Origin of the sequence: Paenibacillus sp. Soil766, from assembly GCF_001428105.1 — a bacterium.
Lineage (GTDB): Bacteria > Bacillota > Bacilli > Paenibacillales > NBRC-103111 > Paenibacillus_E.
This window is the reverse complement of sequence record NZ_LMSJ01000024.1, coordinates 47,308-67,524: the sequence shown is the minus strand read 5'-3', so window position 1 is coordinate 67,524 and position 20,217 is coordinate 47,308. Positions and strand designations below refer to the sequence as shown.

Here is a 20,217-nt window from a genome sequence, read left to right as displayed (position 1 = left end):
ACAACATGCTAGAACCAGAAGTGAAACAAGACTTAAGAGAAACAGCGAAGCGACTAACCGAATTACGGGGGTCTCTTTGACTTAGATCATAAGCTAGAAGCCATCGGGGATTTTGAGGAAAAAATGGGTGCGCCAGACTTCTGGGACGATAATGAACGTGCTCAGAAGACGATCGCTGAACTCAACGTGATCAAGAGTGTCGTGGAGGAGTTTCAAGGCTTCACGAACTCGTTCGAGGATATTCAGGTCATGGTCGAACTCGAAGAAGAAGAGAGCGATGCTGATCTCGTCAAAGACATCGAAGTCGGCATCGCGGCGCTCGTCAAGAAGCTCGAGTCCTTCGAGCTTGGTTTGCTCCTCAATCAGCCGTACGACCGGCTGAATGCGATCCTAGAGCTGCATCCAGGCGCCGGCGGTACCGAGTCGCAGGATTGGGCAGAGATGCTGCTGCGGATGTACCGCCGCTGGGCGGAGAAGCGGGGCTACAAAGTCGAGGTGCTCGACTATTTGCCCGGCGACGAAGCCGGTGTGAAGAGTGTCACGCTGCAGATTACAGGCTTCAACGCCTACGGCTACTTGAAGGCAGAGAAGGGCGTGCATCGGCTCGTCCGCATCTCGCCGTTCGACGCCTCTGGCCGTCGTCATACCTCGTTCGCATCGTGTGACGTGATGCCAGAGATCGAAGACGACACCGACGTAGGTGAGATCCGCTCCGAGGATCTCAAGATCGATACGTACCGCGCAAGCGGCGCCGGCGGTCAGCACATCAACACCACGGATTCGGCTGTGCGGATTACGCACATTCCGACCGGCGTTGTGGTGAGCTGTCAGCAAGAGCGCTCGCAGATCAAGAACCGCGAGAAAGCGATGAAGATGCTTCGCTCCAAGCTCTATGAGCGGAAGATCGAAGAGCAATTGAAGCACCTAGCCGAGATTCGCGGCGAGCAGTCGGATATTGCGTGGGGCAGCCAGATTCGCTCCTATGTTTTCCATCCGTACAGTATGGTGAAGGATCACCGGACTTCAGCGGAAACAGGGAACGTTGGTGCCGTGATGGACGGCGATCTCGATACTTTCATTGATGCGTATCTACGCCATCAAATTCGCAAGCCAGAGTAACGTTGTATCACAGTTAAACAGGATTCTTTGCATGCCTCGGCAGCTAATTTGGAGTGCCTGTGCATGCATTGTGTCATAAACGTTGATCCTACACCTAATGGGTGTAGGATTTTTCATGTATAAAAGGAGGGCGCGTTTGTGGCCAGAAGAGAACCACGCATACAGATCGGAAGTCCGAGCCATACCGCTTTTGAATACATACTACTCATATTCGGATCACTGATCATGGCAGCAAGCTTTAACAGCTTCCTCAACCCGAACCAAATCGCAACAGGCGGCGTCTCGGGGATTTCTACCATTTTGCAGAAAGTGACCAACATCAACCCCGCGTACACGCAGTGGGCGCTGAATATTCCCATTTTAGTGTTAGCGATATGGCTGATTGGTAAGAAATTTGGCGTTAAGGCGATCGTCGGATCGATTATTTTCCCATTCTGTGTACTCATAACGAGTCACTTAGGTGTACCTACACATAATCCTCTCCTAGCCGCTGTGTATGGGGGGATCGGTGTGGGACTTGGTCTGGGTATCGTATTTAAAGGGCGTGGCTCTACAGGTGGACTTGGCTTGGCTGCTCAAATTCTGCATAAATACTCCGGCTTAAGCCTCGGTTTCTCTGTTGCCATATTCGATGGTCTAGTGATTATCAGCTCAGCGCTGGTGTTTACCCCTGAGAATGCGTTGTACGGGATGATTGGCTTATTTGTGACGACCAAAACGATTGATATCGTGCAGCTCGGATTCAACTATGCCAAAGTGGCCTTTATTATTTCAGATCATACGGATGCTATTCGGAAGGCGATTTTGTATGATTTGGATCGCGGGCTAACCGAACTCAGCGGATCAGGCGGATTTACGGGTGAATCGCGGACGGTCATGATGGTGGTCGTGAAACAGAATGAAGTCAGTCGGTTAAAAACACTGGTGCAATCCGTGGATCCTCAAGCTTTTGTAATTTTGAGTGAAACGAATGAAGTGTTGGGGGAAGGGTTTAAGCGCCACGCGTAGAGAATACGAATAAGACAACGGAAGTTGCTTCATCTACGCAGGAGGACTGTCAGGAGATTGAAAACCTGATAGTCTTTTTTTGTGGATAACTTGTTGGCAATTTGTGCGTAATCCCCGAACTTATACACAACGCCTGTGTACAAATGTGTATAACTCTAAGTTAACTAACATAATTTGCCTTCTGACTATAGTCTTTGGGATAATGAGTAAGGTTAGGCGAAAGGCAACGGAAGAAATCATGGCGGTGAGTGCGATTTGTTTTATGCACGACTTGCGAAAATTGATGCATAATGTGTATATAACTCGATATAGTCAGACTATTCAGTTAACTAAAATAAATTCGATTTTACCGAATAAAAGCCTTGAAAATCCTTACTGAACAGCATTTTTGGCTAAAGCCAGAGCGTAAAAAAATTCATTGAATTATTATGTATACGAATGTATAATAATACATATATTTTCGGAACATCGGGAGGTCATGGGAATGAGTCAGAGCATTAGAGCGGCTATTATTGGAGCAACAGGGTACGGTGGTGCGGAATTGATTCGTCTTTTGCAGGCGCATCCACTTGTACAGATTACATCCGTTATTTCAACTTCGAATGCAGGAGCGCCGCTTGCGGAGCATTTTCCACATTTGCAGGAAGTGGTCGTGGATATCCTCGATGTCCTTGATGTTGAGTTGATTGCTGGCAAAGCAGACGTTGTGTTTCTAGCTACGCCGGCAGGTGTGAGCGCGGGGCTTTCGCCTAAACTGGTCGAAGCGGGCCTGAAGGTGATTGATATTTCGGGGGATTTGAGACTGAAGTCCGCTAGCGATTATGAAAAATGGTACAAAAAGCCGGCAGCTTCCGAAGAAGCTTTGGCACGCTCGATCTACGGTCTATCTGAAGTGTTCGGGGACGAAGTGAAGGGCAGCGATCTGATTGCTAACCCAGGCTGTTACCCAACAGCGACGCTGTTAGGACTTATTCCTGCGGTTGAAGCGGGATGGATTGATCCGTCCACGATAATCATCGATGCGAAATCTGGCGTATCCGGTGCGGGTCGAGGTTTGAGCTTAGGCGCACATTACTCTGAAGTTAATGAGAATTTATCGGCTTACAAAATAAATAAGCACCAACACATCCCGGAAATTGAGCAAGCGCTGAGTCGCATTGCAGGGAAACCGGTTGTAACGACGTTCACGACGCACCTTGTGCCAATGACACGCGGGATTATGGCGACGATGTATGCGACACTCACAGGTGAACATACAGCTGAAGAGTTTATCGAAAAGTATCGTCAGTACTATGAAGGCCGTAAATTCGTAAGGATTCGCCCGCTTGGGAAATATCCTTCAACGAAGGAAGTTATGGGCTCGAACTACTGTGATATCGGCTTCGCGGTGGATGAGCGTACAGGGCGTGTTACGATCGTATCGGTTATCGATAATGTTGTTAAGGGCGCTGCAGGTCAAGCGATTCAGAACTTAAATATGATGCAAGGCTGGGACGAAACGACAGGGTTGTTGTTCGCACCGGTATATCCATAACTAGAAGATGAGGATAGGTGAGTAGACGACCATGTCGGACCAAGTTAGCTTCACTGTCGTGCCAGAGGGCACTGTAACAACACCGAAGGGCTTTCGCGCAGGCGGATTGCACTGCGGACTCAAGAAGACGGAGCGCTATGATCTTGGCGCAATCCTCTGTGATGTACCGGCTTCAGCGGCTGGCGTTTACACGCTGAACGCGTTCCAAGCGGCACCGCTGCGCGTGACGCAAGAAAGCATCGCTCACAGCGGCAAGCTGCAGGCGATGATCGTGAACAGCGGCAACGCGAACGCGTGTACCGGCCAGCAAGGCGAAGACGACGCTCGCGCGATGCGCGCGGCAAGTGCGAAGGCACTTGGCGTGGCAGAGCACCACGTTGGCGTAACGAGCACGGGCGTCATCGGCGAGCTTCTGCCGATGGGCAAAGTGCTGAGCGGCATCGAGCAATTGCCTGCGAAGATCAAGCTGGACGGCGGCGAAGACTTCTGCCAGTCGATCCTGACGACGGATCTCGTGCAGAAGATGACGTGCGTCCGTCTTGTCGTTGGCGGCAAAGAGGTTCACATTGCCGGAGCGGCTAAGGGTTCGGGGATGATTCACCCGAACATGGCGACAATGCTCGGTTTCATGACAACCGACGTGGCGATTGAGAGCGAATACCTGCAGCTGTTGCTAAGCAGGATTACAGATAACACGTTCAACATGATTACCGTTGACGGAGACACTAGCACCAACGACATGGTCGTGGTGATGGCAAGCGGTTTGGCCGGCGGCGACTCCCTGCATCCGGGGCACCCGGATTGGGAAGCTTTCGCGGCAGGGTTCCAATACGTTGGCGAATATCTCGCCAAAGCGATTGCACGTGACGGCGAGGGCGCGACGAAGCTGATCGAGACGACGGTTATCGGCGCGGAGAGCGACGATGCAGCGCGTAAGATCGTGAAGTCGATCATCGGATCGAGCCTCGTGAAGTCCGCCGTATACGGCGCTGACGCGAACTGGGGCCGGATCATTGCGGCCGTCGGTTACTCCGGGCAGCCAGTGAACGTGAACACAGTCGATATTCGCCTCGGCGATATCGCAGTGCTGGAGCAGTCGCGTCCGGTGAAGTTTGACGAGGAGGCGGCGTTGGTTTATTTGAAAACAGATACGATTCAAATTCATGTGAATTTACATATGGGCGAAGGCAAAGCAACGGGTTGGGGCTGCGATTTGACCTATGATTATGTCCGCATTAATGCGGCATATCGGACGTAAGGGGGAAGAGCAGTGGGGAACAATTGCTTTGTGATGAAATGCGGAGGCAGCACGCTTGCAGCGTTGCCAACAAGTTTTTTTGAAGACATGCAGCGGCTTCAAGCTGAGGGTATCGTAACAGTCATCGTTCACGGCGGCGGTCCTGCGATTTCGGATACGTTAGGAAAGCTAGGCATTGAGTCTGGCTTCGTAAACGGGCTGCGGGTAACTTCTGAAGCGGTGCTCGATGTAGTTGAAATGGTGCTATCCGGTCAGATTAACAAAGAAATCGTACGCCGTATTCAATTAACAGGCGCGAAGGCGCTTGGATTGTCCGGTGTGGATGGACATTTAATCGAAGCGAAGCCGGTAGCGAACAGCCATGAAGTTGGTCTTGTAGGCGATGTGACGAAGGTGAATGCGGAGCTGATTCAAGGCATCGTCGGAATGGGTTACATTCCGGTAATCGCACCGGTAGGACTAGGCGCAGATGGCGGACAACGCTACAACATTAACGCTGATACAGCGGCTGGTGCTGTGGCTTCTCATCTTGGCGTGGAGCAGATGGTTGTTGTGACCGATGTTCCTGGCATCATGAAAGTTGTGGATGGCGAGAAGCAAGTGCTCCCTGTCGTCAGCGTAGCGCAAATTGAAGAAATGATTACAAGTGGCGACATCTATGGCGGCATGATCCCGAAGGTTCGTGCAGCGATTGCTTGTATACAAGGGCAAGTGCAGGAAGTGGTTATCGTGAACGGTTCCGAACCGAACGTGTTAAGTAAAGTGCTGAAAGGCGAAGGCATCGGCACGCGCATTGTACGGTAATTTAATTAACCCTATAAGGAGGGAATGTACATGACAGAACAAGGGAAAAGCTCGTTATTTCCAACCTACGCCAGATATCCAATTACGCTAGTGAAAGGTGAAGGCAGCCGACTGTGGGATGACACGGGCAAGGAATACATCGATGTGATGAGCGGGATCGCAGTTGCGGCTCTCGGGCATGCGCCTCAAGGGGTAAAAGAGAAATTGATCGAACAGCTGGATCAGCTATGGCATGTGGGTAATCTATTTCATATTCCGAATCAGGAAAAATTGGCTGGCTTATTGACGGACAATAGCTGTGCGGATGCTGTGTTTTTCTGTTCCACAGGAGCGGAAGCGAACGAGGCTGCGATCAAAATCGCACGTCGCTACTCGCAAAAAGTGCTGAACAACGGTCGCTACGAGATTATCACGTTCAACATGTCCTTCCATGGGCGTACGATTGCTACATTAACAGCGACAGGCCAGGACAAAGTAAAGGAAGGCTTCCTTCCACTTCCAGAAGGTTTCGTCTATGCCGATTTTAACGACATTGAGTCTGTTCGCAGACTCGTGAACGACCGTACTTGTGCGGTTATGCTCGAGTTCGTGCAAGGGGAAGGCGGCGTATTGCCGGCGGATCCAGAGTTTGTGAAACAATTGGCTGCACTATGCAAAGAGCACAATCTACTCCTGATCGCAGATGAAATCCAGACGGGCGTAGGGCGTACGGGTAAGCTTTTTGCCTATGAGCATTATGGCGTAGAGCCGGACATTTTCTCATTAGCTAAAGGTCTTGGCGGTGGCTTCCCAATCGGGGCGATGCTGGCTAAAGGGTACTTGGCAGATGCGTTCAGCGCAGGCAGTCACGGTTCCACGTTCGGTGGTACACCAATTGCAACGGCAGCGGCTCATGCTACATTAAGTACCATTCTCGATAATCAATTGCCAGAGCGTGCAGCAGAGTTAGGCGCGTATACAGTGAAGAAGCTAGAGAGCAAGCTGGCGGGCAATCCGTTAGTGAAAAGCATTCGTGGTATCGGCCTTCTTATTGGAATTGAATGTACACAGCCGAGTGCCGAAATCATTAGCGAAATTCATAAGCAAGGTGTGTTGGTTATCCCAGCAGGACCTAACGTGATTCGTTTGGTGCCAGCGTTAACAATACCGCAAGAAGATTTAGATCAAGCGTTAGATGTGGTGTGCGGTGTCCTCTCCCAGAAGGCATCCACGATCAGCGGTGTCTAACCGAAGTTAATTGTAGAGAGGTTGGATGACATGAATAGCACGGTCCAAGAGGAACTGGCTGCCCAGTTGAAGGGCAAGGATTTTCTTGCTTTGATTGATTATACAGCGGAAGAATTGGAGTATCTGATTCAATACGCGATTGAGTTGAAACGCAAGCAGAAGGTGGGAGAGCCTCATGCGGTACTAGCTGGTAAAACGCTGGGCATGATTTTTGAGAAATCCTCCACGCGTACGCGTGTTTCCTTCGAAGTAGGGATGTACCAACTTGGCGGTCAAGCGCTTTTCTTGAGCAAAAATGATTTGCAGCTGGGCCGCGGAGAGACGGTATGGGATACCGCTCAAACCTTGTCCCGTTATTTGGACGGAATCATGATTCGTACGTACGAGCACCGCAAGGTGATCGATTTGGCGCGCGGGGCGACAGTGCCCGTTATTAACGGATTAACTGACCATGCGCACCCTTGCCAAGTTATGGCGGATTATCAGACCGTTTTGGAGAAAAAAGGCCGCTTGAAAGGCATCAAAGTCGCCTATATCGGCGATGGCAACAACATGGTGCACTCCTTGATGATGGGCGCTAGTAAGCTAGGGATGGATTTCGCGGTGGCTTCCCCAGAGGGCTATGAGTCCGATAAAGAAGTGATCCGTCAATCCAAGGAAAATGCGGCACAATCCGGCGGAAGCTTGCTCGTGACGAACGATCCGCGCGAAGCGATTGAGAATGCAGACATCATCTACACGGATGTATGGGCGAGCATGGGTCAAGAAGCGGAGCAGCAGGAGCGGGAAATCGCGTTCAAAAACTTCCAAGTTAACGAAGCTCTCGTGAAATATGCGAAGCAGGATTACTTGTTCATGCACTGCTTGCCTGCACATCGCGGGGAAGAAGTGAGCGAGGGTGTTATCGACGGCGCGCATTCCATTATTTTTGACCAAGCAGAGAATCGTCTTCATGCGCAAAAGGCCATTATGGCCGCGACAATGATATAGATTATAAATGAGAGTGTAGAAACGGAGCGAAGCGTAGACATGGCTAAGGAAAAAATCGTACTCGCCTATTCAGGCGGGTTGGATACATCAGTTATCCTCAAATGGTTAAAAGAAACGTACGACGCAGAAATCATTGCATTCACAGCGGATATTGGGCAAAAGGATGAGCTTGACGGTTTGGAAGAAAAAGCATTGGCAACCGGCGCATCCAAAATCTACATCGACGATCTTCGCGCTGAGTTCGCGAAAGATTTCATCAACCCGATGTTCCAAGCGGCTGCTCTATATGAAGGGCAATACCTGCTTGGCACGAGCATCGCGCGTCCTTTGATCGCGAAGCGCATGGTTGAAATCGCTCGCGCTGAAGGCGCAACAGCGATTGCTCACGGCGCAACCGGTAAAGGTAACGACCAAGTGCGATTCGAGCTAACGGCAGCGGCGCTTGCGCCTGAGATTTCCGTGATCGCGCCTTGGCGTTTGGAAGAGTTCCGCGAGCAGTTCCCGGGTCGCGCAGAAATGATAGCTTACGCAGAGAAGCATAACATTCCAGTAACGGCATCCGCTGCGAAGCCTTATTCGACAGACCGCAACTTGCTGCACATCTCCTTCGAGAGCGGCATGTTGGAAGATCCATGGTTTGATCCGTCTGCAACGTCCAACAAAGACATGTTCGTGCTCAGCGTAGACCCAGAGGATGCGCCAGACCAAGCAGAGTACATCGAGCTTGAGTTCGCAGCTGGTGATTGCGTAGCGATTAATGGCACTCAGCTTTCCCCGCTTGAAGTGATGGAAACGTTGAACGAACTTGGCGGCAAACACGGTATTGGCCGTGTGGACATGGTTGAGAACCGTTTCGTCGGTATGAAGAGCCGCGGCGTGTACGAGACACCGGGGGGTACGATTCTTTTCACCGCTCACCGCAAAATGGAATCCTTGACGATGGACCGCGACGTTATGCACCTTCGTGATTCCTTAATTTCGAAATATGCATCTCTTGTCTATAACGGCTTCTGGTTCGCACCTGAGCGTTTGGCGATTCAAGCGCTTGTGTCCGAGAGCCAAAAGAACGTATCCGGTACAGTTCGCTTGAAACTATACAAAGGTAACGTAATCGGCGCTGGCGTGAAAAGCCCAGTTTCCCTATATAATCCGGATATCGCTACGATGGAAGCGGATCCTACGAAAGCTTACGATCAAGGCGATGCAACAGGCTTTATCCGCTTGAATGCACTGCGCTTGAAAGTTGGTTCCGGCGTGGAACAAAACGCGAAGAAATAAGAGCTTAACTACTGGCTTTCCCTCGAGGAAAGCCTTTGGGCTATTCAGAGCGGCGCGGATGTGTGCCTTGCCGTAAGAAATTTGGAAAGTTGAGAGGAGTCATACACGGTGTCTAAGCTTTGGGGTGGACGTTTCACGAAACAAACCGACCAATTGGTTGAGGAATATACGGCTTCCATTACATTCGACAAAGAGCTGGCTGAGGAAGATATCGAAGGCAGTCTGGCGCATGTGACGATGCTGGGCAAATGCGGGATTCTCCCTGCTGAAGATGTAGAGAAAATCAAAGACGGCTTGCTGCAAGTGCAGGCTATGATTCGCCGCGGCGAGCTAGAATACACGATTCAGAATGAAGATATTCATATGAATATCGAGAAAACCTTGATCGACCTGATCGGTCCTGTCGGCGGCAAGCTGCACACGGGCCGCAGCCGCAACGATCAGGTGGCAACAGACATGCATCTCTACCTGCGCAAGCGCGTGGTTGAGTTCGTGGGCTTGCTGATCAAGCTGCAGGAAGCTCTACTTGAGAAAGCGAAGGCTAATCTTGATACGATTATCCCTGGGTATACGCATCTGCAGCGTGCGCAGCCGATCTTGTTCGCGCACCATCTGATGGCTTACGTCAGCATGTTCCAGCGTGACCTTGAGCGCTTGCAGGACAGCTACAAGCGCGTAGACATGCTGCCGCTCGGCGCTGGCGCGCTCGCGGGCACGACCTTCCCGATCGACCGCCATTTCGTAGCGGAGCAGCTCGGGTTCGGACGCGTGTACGAGAACTCCCTGGATGCGGTCAGTGACCGCGATTTCATCCTGGAGTTCCTCTCCAACGCGTCCATGATCATGATGCACCTTTCTCGCTTCAGCGAGGAAATGGTGCTCTGGTCTTCGACCGAGTTCGCGTTCATCGAACTCGATGATGCGTTCTGCACCGGCAGCTCGATCATGCCGCAGAAGAAGAACCCGGACGTAGCGGAGCTTGTCCGTGGTAAAACAGGCCGCGTCTATGGCAACTTGTTCGGTCTGATGACCGTACTCAAGTCGCTGCCGCTGGCGTACAACAAGGACATGCAGGAAGACAAAGAAGGCATGTTTGATACGGTTCGTACCCTGCAAGGCGCATTGCAACTGTTTGCTCCGATGGTGTCCACGATGAAAGTGAACACAGAGCGCATGCGCCAAGCTGTGAATCAAGATTTCTCGAACGCAACGGACATTGCGGATTACCTAGTGAACAAGGGGCTTCCTTTCCGTCAAGCGCACGAAGTGATTGGCAAAACAGTTCTGTATTGCATCCAGAACAAGAAATACTTGCTCGATATGAGCATCGAGGAGTTCAAAACTTTCTCCGAGATGTTCGAGTCCGATATTTATGCCGTTCTTCAACCTGAGCAAGTCGTGAACGCACGTAATGTGTTCGGCGGTACGGCGAGCAATCAAGTGAGCGAGGCCATTGGTCGCGCAGAGCAGGTGCTGGCGGAATCGCAGGCATGGTTGCATGATTTCTTAGAGAAAAGCAAATAAGTTTATTTTCAATTAGACACGTAAAAAAGCTCTTCCCGTCATCATTATGGTAATATCCTTGTCTATTTAAAAGGAATATTACTATGTGGATGAAGGAGAAGAGCTTTTTCATTTTACTTTGGCAGGAAACCGCCCTATACCTTAAATTGTTGAATAACATCCTGCAATTGGGCTGACATGTCATTTAAGTTTTTCACAGAGGATGAGATGCCGTCGATGCTGGATAGCTGTGTTTCGGTCAAAGCGGATATGGTTTGTGCGGTACCTGCGGATTGGGCGGCAGAATTCTCCATTTCGGATAAGGATGACATGATCTGTTGAGAGGTAGCTGACATGCGATCAGCTTCTGAGGCTGCTTGCTGTACCTGCCCCAGCACCTGCTTAACAGCGCTGTGAATGCGTTCAAAAGCGAACCCCGTTTCCTGCAGCGTCCCTACGCTGGATGAGATTTCTTGGTCACCTTTGTGCATGGTATCTACGGCTCCGAGGATGTCACCTTGGATACCCTCGATCAGCTCTGTGACTTGCTCCGAGGACTGTTTGGAGCGCTCCGCAAGCTTCTTAACCTCTCCAGCGACCACGGCGAACCCTTTGCCATGTTCTCCGGCACGTGCTGCTTCAATCGATGCATTCAAAGCCAAGAGGTTCGTTTGTGACGAGATGTCGGAGATGATCGACACGATTTCACCAATCTGCTGGGAGCGATCACGCAGTAAGTCGATGATAGTAGACAGGTTGTCCATGGTTGAGCTAACGACCTGCATTTGTGCATTGGCTTGCTGAATATAGGCATTTCCCTTTTCCGCTTCAAATGCCGTGTTTTCGGATAAATCGAAGGCAATAGAAGAGCTGGATGCGACCTGCAGTATGCTATCGGACAATTCTTTCATAGCGGAGGAGCTTTCCACGACATGAAGTGCATGAGTGTTAGTACTAGCTGCTACACCATGCATCACAGAAGAAATGTGATTCGCTGCTTGTGCCATTTGATCCAGCGAATGTGAGACTTGCTTAGATTCCTCATTTAAGGCGCCGGAGCTTAAGCTTGCTTGCGACACGAGTTGCTTGATATAGGCTTTCATCTGATTGAAAGATCGGGCCAGCTTGCCGATTTCATCACGATTAATCACATTCAAATCTGCTATCGATAAATTGCCTGTCGCAATCTGACTGGCTTGACGTTCTACTCGGACGAGAGGCTTAGAGATATGTCTAGCGAAGAGGATGAGGACCAGCAGACCGACTGACAAACAAATGACAAAAGTAATTATGATCGTATTCAACATGTCCGTTTGTCCAGCGTTATAATCTTGCATATAGGAGCCGGCTGCCACAACCCATCCCCACAGTGGGTCCTTCTCCGCATAGGTAATTTTCATAGCTTCTTTCGTGGAACCGCCGGGCAGTGGCCACATATAGGTCGTAAATCCACCGTTATTTTCTGCTTTTTGAATCATGTCTTGGATGAAAAGTTGACCATCATTCGATTTCTTATCCCAAATGTTTTGGCCCTCCAACGAGGGGTGTGCAAGTTCGGTTCCCTTGTTATCAAGGACGAAGAAATATCCATTTTCACCTAAATCAATCTTGGGATTGATCGGTCTTTTCCCATCGCTTTTAGGACCTAGCATCCATATTTTCACTTTTTCCTGCGCTTCTTCCTTGGTTATATTCCCCGACTTAACAGAATCATCGAAGGATTTAATCAGTTGGATAGACATTTGCACGGCATTCCGTAAGTCTTTTTCGATCAAGGAATTCGTGACATTGGAAGAAACATAGTAGGAGATACTGCCGAGGATGAGAATGGGGATAAGTAGTAAAAGCAGAGATGTTGTCACAATCTTCATCTGAATGTTCATCTGAAAACTTTTTAACATATGGTTAATTTACCTACTTTCTGTATTATTTTGTATATATTCTTGCTAATCATTGTAATCCCTCTTTTTCGACAAAATATTTACAATTCGAGGAAACGAAAACCATGTTTCTCATAAATTTCGACATTACAAAGTCATATCACATGATTTATACAATAGAAAATCGTAAAAAAGCTCTTCCCGTCATCCATTGGATGCTCGAGAGGAGCTTTATCTGTTGCGTTTGTTGTCTTTATGATGTTATTTTAGTTAATCTGTCCGCATTCAAGATATCGTAGAATACCGCTCGCGCTGTATTATAATAAGTACCAAGCCATAATGCTCCGATAAATAAAGTAAATGGAACTAATAGTGCCCAGCCTATAAAACTAAGTGCTAAACAAAAATATTTCCACTTGTACCCTTTCATCATCTCCGAACTAAGCCGTATGGCTCTCGATGAAGATAATTCTGGTTGGTCTAGCTTAATGTATATGGCTTGCGAGTAGCGTAAAGAAGCAATGATACCCGGAATGATAAATAGCAGTGTCCAAGCCAATATTTTAAGCCCCATTAGTAAAGTCAACTTGAAAAATGGCCAGAAATTTTTAAATGCAAATGAGAACGAGTCGGCGTACCCAAGTTTCTGTTGTCTAGCTACATGAAGAAAGTACGTTGATACAATTGTGGATATAATAACGGAAAGAAGGATGGATCCCAAACTAAACAAGATAGATAATACGTAATGCTCACCGTTTTCAGTTAAACTACTGCCAACCCCAAAAGGAATTGTGATTAGAATGGTAATCAGATACAACCCAACGGCTGCAAACCAATTCCCCTTCAATGCTTTTCTTGCTTCTTCTCGAATTTCTCTACTTTTTTTCAATGTTGCCCCTCTTCTCTTTTTTCTTATACAGTATCCTTTTCTTTTGGATAAATACAGGGGATAACTGAATAATTTTGTATATTCGGGGATGTATGACTTAACTCCTTCTTTTTCGACAAAATAATAATCATTCAAACTATTTCCTTATGAACGAGAAAAAAAGCCGACTCCTTAGAATCGGCTCTTGCTGGAAAAACGATGTGTACCTGATAAAAACAGGAGTATTATCTACCCTTAACCTCAACATAGCCTGTATCCGTCCGTACTGTAACTTTTTTGCTGCCATTGCCGATAGAACCTTTGGCTACATTATGTCTGTTCGGCTGTTGAACGTTCACACCTGGCACATCCAACCTGGCACTGCCCGTATCTGTGCTTAGTTCAAAGGTTGCATCTGCAGGTGCAGGATCCAGCTGTATGCGAACTGATCCCGTATCGGATTCAGCCGTAACCGTATCACCAAGCTCACGGAGCTTCGCTGTAATCGAACCCGTATCGGTTTTCAGTTTTACATTGCCCTGCCCGTCATTAAGATGAATACTGCCTGTGTCGGTTTGCAGATTCACTGATTTTCCTTCGTAGCGATCAACCGTAATAGTCCCGGTATCGGTACTAGCAGTTAGCTTCTCCGCTTTCACTTCCTTGAAGTTGATGCTGCCGGTGTCTGTGCTAACGGTAATGGCTTTGTACAGCTTGTCGGGCAGACTGACCTCTGTCCGTAGACGAAGGCGTTGTCCGCTGAACAAGCTTTTGAATTCAGTAAGATCGAAGCCGAAGTTAATGTGTGTCTTTGTATTCGTGCACACCCCTACACGCCATGTATTTGTGCCTTCAGTTGTGGCTTCGATGGTGCAGTTCTGTGCGGATTCCGATCGCGCTGCCCCAACGAGATGAACACTAATTTCATCGGAGTTGCTAGGGACGAAGGTTACGCCTGTTATATCATTTTCAATAATTAATGTGTCAATATTCGCTGCGGCAATTTTCTTCTCGATATCTATGTTCGAGGCACCTGTTTCGAAGTCCAAGGACTGGAAAGACACGGCCGCTCCAATCAGGCCTATTGCCAGGCAAATAAAGCCGGTCACTAAGAAAAATTTCACTTTAAGTTGCATGGCTTAAGCCCCCTTTATCAATTTGGCGTTGAATTGGATGTACTTCCAGCTGAGCTTGAAAAACTGCTTGAGCAGCCAAGTGCTAAGCGTCGTGATGATGATGCCTAAGCCAAAGCAAGCAAGAAGCGTAAAAGAAATGAACTGGAAGTCACTACCCGACGTTCCCGCTAAGCTAGTAAGTACTCCAATAACAGGGGCGATCAGAAGAGCGAAACCGGAAGCGAACAGGGCGATCAGCGCAGAGCAAACTCCAACCCATGGCCCTACAACAAATACGAGATTAAAGAAGCCAAGCATAATCGAAATGATGATCGCCTTAATCCCATTTTCCGGTCTTGCCGTTGGATAGGAAGGTGGGTAGGGTGTATTGTACATAGGTGGGTAATTCGGTTGAGGTGGCTGTGTATAAGCAGGCGGCACCCAGGCATCTGGGGCTTGTACGGGAATTTTCGGTCCGATGGCCGGATCGGGTTGTTTGGCATTCGGACTAACTTCCTCTTCAAACTCCTCATTCGAATAAGGAATCTCCTCAACTTGTGTCACATCAGCATCGAATGCATCGATTGAGCGCTTAGTAACTTCCTCTTGAGCAGGTGGTGTCTCTTTCTGTGCATCCCAGTTCGGTACCCGCGGATAGCCGAGAGACTGTGAAACCTCATCTTCGTGCTTGCCGTTTTCAACGGCTTTTTGAAATAATTCTTCGTACACTTTTAATATATTTTGGCGCTCCTTCTCGGGAAGTCCGCGAAGGCGATAGTTCAACTCTTTGAAATAATCTACTTTGCTCATCGTTATGCCTCCTTCAATACTCTTTCTATAGTCTTATCATAAAAGAAAAAAGTCATAATGACGTAGTAACTACAGTCACATGACCTTCATGATTTCATCACAATTATTGTGTATCATTGGACAGCGAGCGTACTCACGCCATCTTCCACCATGGGTTGCTTTGGTGCAGAGTCTTCTGTTTGGAGATCTTTACGATTGGCCGCGACCACTGTAGGTACTGGTGAATACTGATCTTTCGAGATTAACTCTGTACTGACGATTGTGCCGTTTTCTCGTTTGGTTCGATAGGTCTCAACCTTGTAACCGACCTTTCCTGTGCTGATAGGGCGTTCTAACCCTGGACGCAAGCTCGGATTGTTCACATATTTAATCGGAGGTTGAATCGTTTCTACGATCTTAGACGCAATGTCATAGGTAATAGCAGGCGTTTGATGCCCAAAAAGTTTCACGGTAACCGCTGAATCAGTCGTTATGGTACGAATCCAGACGTAGCTAGGGGTATTGTTACGAAATTTGAAATTAATATAGCCGCTTGCGAATGTGGCATCTTGCCCAAGAGGGACGTAACTAACCGGGAGAGAGTGATTACGTCGTTCTACGATTTCAAGACCGCTGCGCAAGACGGCATTATAGAGCGTTGTAGATACTTGACATATGCCACCGCCGATACCAGGAACGAGAACCCCATTGAGAATAACAGGAGCCTCCTTGTAACCAAATTTGGCTTCTGTCTGTGTAATAATTTTACTGTAATCAAAGGTGTCGCCAGGTGCCATCAAGTAATCCTGAATGGATGTAGCAGTTGCACGTATATTATGAACGCGTCCTTCGCCTGATTGGGGGAACGAGGTCGTGAATTCGGAAATTTTGCCATCGATACCTTGCTGCTTCAAGGATGCCATTGTGACAGAGGGGCTCATCTCGTACACGGGTAATGAGAGCCCTAGTGGTGCGGTATGCGTTAGAGTACCTAAGCTAGGAGCGATGCTTTGCAGCTCTTCTTGCAAGTGCTCGGTATCAATGCGCAGCACATTTCGCTCGGGTTCGTAAGCAACCTGATCTTGTGATTGGAGGATACGCTTGGCGGCAACAGGCTGTTTCGTATATAGCTCTTTCCAAGTTTCCTTGACGGTGGCCGTAAGCGCAGCGGAATCCACTGAGACATTCAAAGGGATATTTGCATCTCGCAAGGTCCAACGGGCTTTTGCGCGTTCGAAGGGAGATCCACTAGTTAATTGCTTGAGAGATTGTGTAAGGAGGCTCTTGTCATAACGAATACCTAGTTGTCCAAGGGACAATTCTTTGGCTGTAATTTCAGGATAGGATGTATGCAAAAGGACAGGGAACGCGGCTAGTCGTTTCAAGCGCTGTTCGGATTCTAACTGAAATGACGCATAGGACATTCCGCCCACACGCCAGCCAGCAATCGTGACATTCCCGGAGAAGGTAGATTGAGATCCATATATGTAGAGTGCGGTGCCGCACGTGACGAACAAACCAAGAGCGACCGAGAAATAGAGGATGGGGTTTCTGAATGAGCGTGTCATGAAGAGACACTCCTTTACATACGAATGTGATACGGCCTGTCTCTCTATATGTATCAATCTCGATGCCAATTTAGTACAGATTCCTGAATCGGCTAAAATATGTACAATGCATGGTATAATGACGGTATTCCCCATGAATTTCAAAGTGTTTTTAGAAGGATTTTCACCTTTTGTGTCGAATTGATATAGGCTATCTATATAATTAGGATGTGATATTGTGATCGAAATGCAGGACGTATGGAAAACATACGCCAACGGGACCCATGCATTAAGAGGTATTAATGTAAAAGTGGACCGCAATGAGTTCGTCTATGTGGTTGGACCTTCAGGCGCAGGTAAATCTACTTTCATGAAGTTGATGTATAGAGAAGAAAGACCAACGAAAGGTCAAATTTTCGTTAATGGATTTAACTTAGAGAAACTAAAACAACGCAAAATTCCTTATGTTCGTCGAAATATCGGCGTGATTTTCCAAGACTATCGCTTACTTCCGAAATTATCGATTTTTGAAAATATAGCTTTCGCCATGGAAGTGATTGAGGCTCCTAAGAAGCAAATCAAGAAACGCACCATGGAAGTTCTTGAGCTCGTGAAGTTGAAGGACAAGGCAAACTCTCTCCCATCGCAGTTATCTGGGGGCGAACAGCAGCGTGTTGCTATTGCCCGGGCAATAATAAACAGCCCTTCCGTCATTATCGCGGATGAACCGACAGGAAATTTGGACCCTGAAACATCATGGGGCATTATGAAGTTGATGGAGGAAATTAATTTCCGCGGTACTACTATTGTCATGGCTACACACAACAAAGAAATCGTAAATACGATGCGTAAGCGCGTGATTGCGATTGAGAATGGCCTTATTGCTCGCGATCAAATCCGGGGGGAATATGGCTATGAAGATTAGTACAGCTTCTCGACATCTGCGAGAAGGTACGAAAAATGTCGTGCGAAATGGTTGGATGACGTTCGCGTCGATTAGCTCCATCGCGATTTCCCTATTTATTCTTGGTATTTTCGTACTCATTACCTTAAATGTGAATGATGTTGCTACGCAAATTGAGCAACAAGTTGAGATCAATGTGTACCTGGAGGTAAACACCGCTCAGGATCAAATTACAGCGCTCGAAACACAAATCAAGGCGATTCCTGAAGTGAAGACGATTAAATTTGTTTCGAAAGAAGAAGGACTTGTCTACTTGCGCGAAAAGTTAGGGGATAGCGGGAAAGCGCTCCTAGATGGCTTTGAGGGGGATAACAATCCGCTGAATGACGCATTTACGATCGAAGTGGATGATCCGCGGAATGTGGCGGTTGTGGCCGACCAGATCTCAGCGCTTAACGTTGGCAAGGATCCTAAGCCTATATACAAAGTAAACTACGGTAAAGGAACCGTAGAAGCGTTATTTAAAGTGACGAAGATTGCACGTTGGATTGGCATTGGTATCGTTGTGTTGCTTTCCTTTACAGCAGTATTTCTGATTGCGAATACGATCAAAGTAACGATTTTGGCAAGAAAACGTGAGATTTCAATTATGAAGCTCGTGGGTGCAACGAACTCTTTTATTCGTTGGCCGTTTTTCATTGAAGGTGCGCTGCTCGGCTTCATTGGTTCTGCAATCCCTACCGCCATTATTCTTGCTGGTTATTGGAAATTGCTCAACTTGAGCTCCTTGAATTTGAATTTATTGATGATTCAATTAACACCATTTGAAGATATTGCACCAACGTTGACTGTGCTTCTTATTGGCTTAGGCATTGTGATTGGGGTATGGGGTTCCCTCATCTCCGTAAGAAAGTTCCTCCGCGTGTAGCGGAAACCTTTATAACCGGACTTTGGTAACGAGGAGACTCCTTGAAGCCCATTCGTTCTGAAAGCCGGTTATAAAGGCTTTATTTTTGTGCTTCTACGCTATTTTTTTATTTTCAAAGATTCATAGATTTCTAGAGACAGAACGTAAGAGATTCAAACCATACATGGGGCATCAATCGCTTGAAAATGGGGAGGCTACGTGCTTGAAGAAGAAGATTCTACCTGTCGTTTTGACATTAGGTATGGCGATATCGCTTACTATACCTCATGCAGCTAGTTATGCCGCTTCGGCAACGGACAAGATCGACCAGCAGTTGACGCAGCTTAAGAAGCAGAAGGCGGAAGCGCAACAGAAGGCCAATAGCGCTCAAAATCAAATCACGAAAGTTCAGAATGAGAAGGACCAAACTACGAAGGATATGAATGCCCTTGTCAACCAGGTGAACGAGGCGAGCAAAAAGCTAACACAGCTCAATGAACAAATTGATCAAGTGTCGGACGCCCTGGAAGAGAGCGCTAAGCAATTGGATGAAGCAGAGGCTCGTGTTGAGAGCCGCGATAATATGCTGAAATCACGCGTTCGCTTGATGTATATGAACGGTTTCGTTTCTTATATGGACGTAGTGCTGAGCGCAACGAGCTTCTCGGATTTCCTGAATCGAGTCGAAGCATTGAAATCTATCGTCAATCAAGATAAAGAAATACTAGAGTCGAATATGAAAGACAAAGAAACCGTTATGCAGAAGAAGGCAGATACCGAGAAGCAGCTTGAGAACGTGAAAGGGCTTTACGCGGAAGCGGATGCACTGCGTGATGATCTGCAAGCGAAGGAAAAAGCGAAAGAAGTGAAGATTGCTTCCCTTTCCAAGCAGGAGCGAGAGCTCGAGGAAATTTCGGAAGAAAGCGACAGAATGATCACACAACTGGCGAAGCAAGAGGCAGATTTGCAAGCGAAGAAGCGGGCAGCACAGAAAGCGAAATCACCGTTCACTTATTCGGGTGGTAAGCTAGGGTATCCTTTGGCTTCCCAAGCGCCACTAACATCTGACTTCATTGCGCGGATTAATCCCGTTACAGGGCGTGCAGAGAACCATAAAGGGATTGATTTAGGTACAGCGAAAGGTACGCCAATCCTCGCTGCCGAGAATGGTTCTATTATTTATGCTTCATGGATGAATGGCTATGGGAATTGCGTCATTATCGATCATGGGAATGGTCTGTGGACGTTATATGGCCATATTATGAACGATGGGATTTATGTGAAAGTAGGCGACGTTGTGAAGCGCGGTCAGAAAATTGCTGGCGTGGGCTCTACAGGACAATCAACAGGCAATCATTTGCATTTTGAAGTAAGATTGAATGAAGTACCAAGAGATCCAAAACCGTACCTTCGATAGGAAATAAGAACTCGTTAGAAGTTTTCTCATAAAAGAGGAAGGGCTTGTCATATACTAGTAACAGTCCAA

General features: G+C 47.8%; 17 protein-coding genes. 12 read left to right on the top strand and 5 right to left on the bottom strand.

Annotated features, from left to right (window positions below; genetic code table 11):
• The first annotated feature begins 5 nt into the window (after positions 1-5).
• The 9 genes from prfB to argH all read left to right on the top strand — a co-directional run bounded on the left by prfB (position 6) and on the right by argH (position 10,742).
• A protein-coding gene (prfB, locus tag ASG89_RS19695; protein ID WP_157276726.1) for a peptide chain release factor 2 occupies positions 6-1,119 on the top strand; the annotation gives its coding sequence in 2 pieces (ribosomal slippage) (positions 6-77 and positions 79-1,119; 1,113 coding nt in all).
• Positions 1,120-1,257: 138 nt separating this feature from the next.
• Complete coding sequence (locus tag ASG89_RS19690; protein WP_057312766.1) at positions 1,258-2,127, top strand: YitT family protein; 870 nt, start codon at positions 1,258-1,260, stop codon at positions 2,125-2,127.
• Between the two features lie 484 nt (positions 2,128-2,611).
• Complete coding sequence (gene argC / locus ASG89_RS19685; RefSeq protein ID WP_057312765.1) at positions 2,612-3,661, top strand: N-acetyl-gamma-glutamyl-phosphate reductase; 1,050 nt, start codon at positions 2,612-2,614, stop codon at positions 3,659-3,661.
• Between the two features lie 31 nt (positions 3,662-3,692).
• Entirely contained in the window at positions 3,693-4,919 is a 1,227-nt protein-coding gene (argJ, locus tag ASG89_RS19680; protein WP_057312763.1) for a bifunctional glutamate N-acetyltransferase/amino-acid acetyltransferase ArgJ, read from the top strand.
• A gap of 33 nt (positions 4,920-4,952) precedes the next feature.
• Positions 4,953-5,723, top strand: coding sequence for an acetylglutamate kinase (gene argB / locus ASG89_RS19675; protein WP_057312827.1), 771 nt, complete (start codon positions 4,953-4,955; stop codon positions 5,721-5,723).
• A 30-nt stretch (positions 5,724-5,753) separates the two neighbouring features.
• Positions 5,754-6,950, top strand: a complete 1,197-nt coding sequence (locus ASG89_RS19670) for an acetylornithine transaminase (protein ID WP_057312761.1) — start codon at positions 5,754-5,756, stop codon at positions 6,948-6,950.
• A gap of 30 nt (positions 6,951-6,980) precedes the next feature.
• Positions 6,981-7,940 carry an ornithine carbamoyltransferase gene (gene argF, locus ASG89_RS19665; RefSeq protein ID WP_057312759.1) on the top strand — a complete coding sequence of 320 codons (960 nt, stop codon included), beginning with the start codon at positions 6,981-6,983 and terminating at the stop codon, positions 7,938-7,940.
• Between the two features lie 39 nt (positions 7,941-7,979).
• The gene (locus ASG89_RS19660; protein WP_057312757.1) at positions 7,980-9,218 is read left to right on the top strand and encodes an argininosuccinate synthase; all 1,239 of its coding nucleotides are present in this window, start codon (positions 7,980-7,982) and stop codon (positions 9,216-9,218) included.
• Positions 9,219-9,326: 108 nt separating this feature from the next.
• Positions 9,327-10,742 (top strand): argininosuccinate lyase, encoded by a 1,416-nt coding sequence (gene argH / locus ASG89_RS19655; protein ID WP_057312755.1) that lies wholly within the window; start codon positions 9,327-9,329, stop codon positions 10,740-10,742.
• A 134-nt stretch (positions 10,743-10,876) separates the two neighbouring features.
• Here the strand turns inward: argH and ASG89_RS19650 are convergent, their stop codons facing one another.
• From ASG89_RS19650 to ASG89_RS19630, 5 genes are all read right to left on the bottom strand, one after another.
• Positions 10,877-12,622 (bottom strand): methyl-accepting chemotaxis protein, encoded by a 1,746-nt coding sequence (locus tag ASG89_RS19650; protein WP_057312753.1) that lies wholly within the window; start codon positions 12,620-12,622, stop codon positions 10,877-10,879.
• 232 nt (positions 12,623-12,854) lie between these two features.
• The gene (locus tag ASG89_RS19645) at positions 12,855-13,625 is read right to left on the bottom strand and encodes a DUF975 family protein (protein ID WP_268795635.1); all 771 of its coding nucleotides are present in this window, start codon (positions 13,623-13,625) and stop codon (positions 12,855-12,857) included.
• An 89-nt stretch (positions 13,626-13,714) separates the two neighbouring features.
• The gene (locus ASG89_RS19640) at positions 13,715-14,605 is read right to left on the bottom strand and encodes a DUF4097 family beta strand repeat-containing protein (protein ID WP_057312749.1); all 891 of its coding nucleotides are present in this window, start codon (positions 14,603-14,605) and stop codon (positions 13,715-13,717) included.
• Positions 14,606-14,608: 3 nt separating this feature from the next.
• Complete coding sequence (locus tag ASG89_RS19635; protein ID WP_057312747.1) at positions 14,609-15,394, bottom strand: DUF1700 domain-containing protein; 786 nt, start codon at positions 15,392-15,394, stop codon at positions 14,609-14,611.
• A gap of 113 nt (positions 15,395-15,507) precedes the next feature.
• Complete coding sequence (locus ASG89_RS19630) at positions 15,508-16,941, bottom strand: VanW family protein (RefSeq protein WP_057312745.1); 1,434 nt, start codon at positions 16,939-16,941, stop codon at positions 15,508-15,510.
• A gap of 217 nt (positions 16,942-17,158) precedes the next feature.
• Here ASG89_RS19630 and ftsE point away from each other — a divergent pair, with 217 nt between their 5' ends.
• From ftsE to ASG89_RS19615, 3 genes are all read left to right on the top strand, one after another.
• On the top strand, positions 17,159-17,845 hold the full coding sequence (ftsE, locus tag ASG89_RS19625) for a cell division ATP-binding protein FtsE (protein ID WP_056611468.1): 687 nt from the start codon (positions 17,159-17,161) through the stop codon (positions 17,843-17,845).
• Positions 17,835-18,752: a permease-like cell division protein FtsX gene (gene ftsX / locus ASG89_RS19620; RefSeq protein ID WP_057312742.1), complete on the top strand. Its 918-nt coding sequence runs from the start codon at positions 17,835-17,837 to the stop codon at positions 18,750-18,752. The genes ftsE and ftsX overlap by 11 nt, the downstream gene beginning before the upstream one ends.
• Before the next feature lie 202 nt (positions 18,753-18,954).
• Positions 18,955-20,148: a murein hydrolase activator EnvC family protein gene (locus ASG89_RS19615; protein ID WP_057312741.1), complete on the top strand. Its 1,194-nt coding sequence runs from the start codon at positions 18,955-18,957 to the stop codon at positions 20,146-20,148.
• Positions 20,149-20,217: the final 69 nt, after the last annotated feature.